4 protein-coding genes are annotated in these 3,289 nt (G+C 59.3%); all 4 read left to right on the top strand.

Going from position 1 to position 3,289, the window contains the following annotated elements; genetic code table 11:
* On the top strand, positions 1–450 hold a 450-nt coding region (locus INT22_RS05325; RefSeq protein ID WP_193067833.1), incomplete at its 5' end, for a TonB-dependent receptor domain-containing protein.
* 31 nt (positions 451–481) lie between these two features.
* Entirely contained in the window at positions 482–1,546 is a 1,065-nt protein-coding gene (locus tag INT22_RS05320; protein ID WP_193059553.1) for a ChuX/HutX family heme-like substrate-binding protein, read from the top strand.
* Positions 1,543–2,412 (top strand): heme/hemin ABC transporter substrate-binding protein, encoded by an 870-nt coding sequence (locus tag INT22_RS05315; protein WP_193059552.1) that lies wholly within the window; start codon positions 1,543–1,545, stop codon positions 2,410–2,412. Before INT22_RS05320 ends, INT22_RS05315 begins: the two co-directional genes overlap by 4 nt.
* On the top strand, positions 2,409–3,289 hold an 881-nt coding region (locus INT22_RS05310), incomplete at its 3' end, for a FecCD family ABC transporter permease (protein WP_226912430.1). The genes INT22_RS05315 and INT22_RS05310, both read left to right, overlap by 4 nt.

Raw genomic sequence — 3,289 nt, 5'->3', positions numbered from 1 at the left:
GATATCATGGCGGGCACGACTCAGGCCGTAAACGTGCAGCGTGCTCAGCTATGGGGCTATGACGCCCGACTTACTTGGCAACCTAGCGCATTCCCGCTGCTGACCAGCTTTGTAGGTCTTTCAGAGGTATCCGGCAAAGATCGCGACAGCGGTGAGGCCCTGGGTAGCCAAACACCTCTGGAAATGACGCTGGGCAGTGACGTTGCGCTTTATAACGGCACTGTACGGGTCGGCTGGCAAAGTCGCTTTGCTCAGGCGTTCGACAAACAGGGCGACGATGAACGCCTGCCAGGCTATGGGCTGCACGATATCCACCTTGCTTGGCAAATCACCCCCGCTATTGATACCGCGCTGCGCCTCGCCAACCTCGGCGACAAAGTATGGTATCGGCCCGATGGCAGTCTGGGCGACGGACGTAGCCTGTTCGCCACCCTCAACTGGCAGTGGTAACTCCTTGCAATGTTAAGCCTAGAGGTGACGTATGATTGAGTCCCAGCAGATCGCAATTCTTGAAGCCTTTGACGCAGCACGAGCAGCACAGCCTCGCCTGCCAGCGATTGATATTGCCGAGCGCTTATCAATCAGTGAAGGCGAACTTCAGGCCGCGCGCTTAGGCCGTGACGTATGGACGCTGCCCCTCGCGCCGAAAGACCTTGCGGCGCGCCTCCCCCTGTTAGGCCGAGTCAAAGCGCTCACCCGCTCCCGTTTAGCCGTGCTTGAGCAAACCGGTGATTACCCTGACCTAGACGGTGGGCCGCAAACCGGCTTGCTGCTTGACCCAGGTGGCCTAGATTTACGGTTGCTGTATTCCCATTGGCACTGGGCTTGCCTAATCCGCGACCCTATTCATGCCCCCCTGCCAACGGAGAGTGAACAAGGCCAGTGGCGCTGGAGCCTGCAAATTTTCAATCAGCATGGCTGCGCCATTCACAAAAGCTTTGCGCTGGAAAATCCGCTGCCCCGCCCATGGGGCGCATTAGCTGCTCTAGGCACCCTAGATACCCCCGCGTTTACCCAAAGTGTGCCCCGCTTAAAGCGTGCTCTTCCTGAAGCGCCGACACTCGCCAGCGAATGGGCGGCGATGCGCGATGTGCACCAATTTTTCGCCCTGCTCCAGCGCCACCATCTAGAGCGCATTGAAGCCAACCAGCTAATGGAAGGCCGTTATACTCGCGCGCTGCCCGTCGATGCCCTGGAAAATCTGTTAACCAAAGCCAGTCAGCGCACACTGCCACTGATGCTGTTCGTAGCCAGTCCTGGCTGTGTGCAAATTCGCACGGGCACGCTACCTGAACCTCAGCGCGCCCGCGGCTGGCTGAACCTGTTTGGCGAGCAGTTCACGCTGCACCTTAATGACACTGCCATTGAGCAAGTGTGGCAGGTCAGCAAGCCTAACCGCGACGGTGGCGTCACCAGTGTAGAAGCCTTTGATGCAGAGGGTTCTTTGGTGCTGCAAATTTACGCTGAGCGCCAGGAAGGTCGCGTGGAGCGGCCCGAGTGGCGGCAGTTGCTGAATGAACTCGGCAACCAAGAGGCCGTGGCATGAATGTCACACGCTTCGCACGCCACTCGCTTGCCGCGCTACTGATTGGCTGGCTAACCACTGGCGGGGCGCTAGCCAACGAACGCTGGGTCATTCTGGGCGGCGATATCGCTGAAATCATCGCCGCGCTTGACGCGGATATCGAGGTCGTTGCCCGCGATGATACGGTGCTCCACCCGCCCGAAATGGCCGCACTGCCCTCGGTAGGCTATCTGCGCCAGCTGTCGGCAGAAAGCGTACTCTCAGTGGCGCCGGACCGTGTGTTAGCCGCGGGACATTCCGGCCCGAAAGAAGTGTTGGAACAGCTAGAGGCCGTGGGTGTAACGGTTGATGTGATTGATGCCCCTGCTGACCTTTCCTCGATTGCCGAGAAAGTCCGCACGGTGGCTCAGCACACGCAACGCCAACAAAGGGGTGACGAGTTGGCAGCCTCACTCACCGCAACGCTTGAGCGCTTGGCGGCTCTTCCCCCGCTGCCGGATACGCGTGCGATGTTTATTCTTCACCATAGTGGCCTAACACCGCGGGTTGCCGGCAGCGACACCGCCGCCCATATAGCCTTGAATGCCGTTGGCCTCGACAATGCTTTTGGCGATATGGCGGGCTATCAAAGCGTTGCGGCAGAGGCGCTGGCAAAAGAAGCACCCGCACTGGTGATTATGTCCCAACGGGGGTTAGACGCGCTGGGCGGTGAAAATGCGCTATGGCAGTTACCGGGTATGCGCTTAACGCCCGCAGGACGCGAACAGCGGCTTATTGTGATTGATGATCAGGCCCTGCTCGGTTTTGGCCCTCGCACGCCTGAGCAGCTATTTACCTTGCGCCAGAACATTGAAGCACTGCTGGGCACAGAGCAGGTCAGCCGATGATCACCAGCGCTTCCCATGATCGTTATCGTCCCTTGTTACCGCTTAGTCGAACAGCACGGGTGTTAAGTGGCCTTACCCTGGCGTTATTGATCGCCCTTGGCTGGGGTGCTGCTTCAGGCGCGTTAGGTGTGTCGCCCTGGGCACTCGTTAATGGCAGCGCAGATGAGCTCAGTGTCCAAGTGTGGTGGCAGCTACGCCTACCGCGCCTGCTCCTGGGGGTTGCCGTGGGGGCGATGCTGGCGGGCAGTGGTGCCGCCATGCAGGGGCTATTTAGAAACCCATTGGCCGACCCAACGCTATTAGGCCTTGCCAGTGGTGCAGGGCTATTTGTAGCACTTTGGATTGTGCTATTTCAGGACAGCGCTGCCGGTAGCCTCTATGGCCAGTTTGCAGCGGGCTTTCTCGGTGCGCTTAGTGTTTGCTTAGTGGTGTTTGGCATTGCCAAGCGCCAAGGGGGTGGCAGTGCCGCCGTCATGTCACTGCTACTAGCAGGCTTAGCAATCAACACGTTAGCAGGCGCTGGAGGCGGCGTACTGGCGTTTATTGCCAGCGACGAGCAACTTCGTCAGCTCAGCTTATGGGGAATGGGCACGCTTACCAACGCTCTGTGGCGCACCACCGCCGTAGCCCTTGCCCTGATTGCTGTTGCCCTATGGCTGTTAATACGCAGCGCTCGTGAGCTTGACCTACTTCAGCTAGGCGAATCTACCGCCCATGCGGCAGGCCTGGATGCAACGTGCTTAAAACGCCGCGTGGTCGTTGCTACCTCGCTGGGTGTAGGGCTGTGCGTCGCGCTTACCGGCGTGATTGGCTTTCTTGGTTTACTCGTCCCCCACTGCCTGCGACTTTGGCTCGGGCCTGGCCATCGCCTGCTGCT

This window comes from Halomonas sp. 3D7M (genome assembly GCF_014897885.1).
Classification (GTDB): Bacteria; Pseudomonadota; Gammaproteobacteria; order Pseudomonadales; family Halomonadaceae; genus Vreelandella.
The sequence above is the reverse complement of the archived record's forward strand: the minus strand, read 5'-3'. Positions and strand labels throughout refer to the sequence as shown.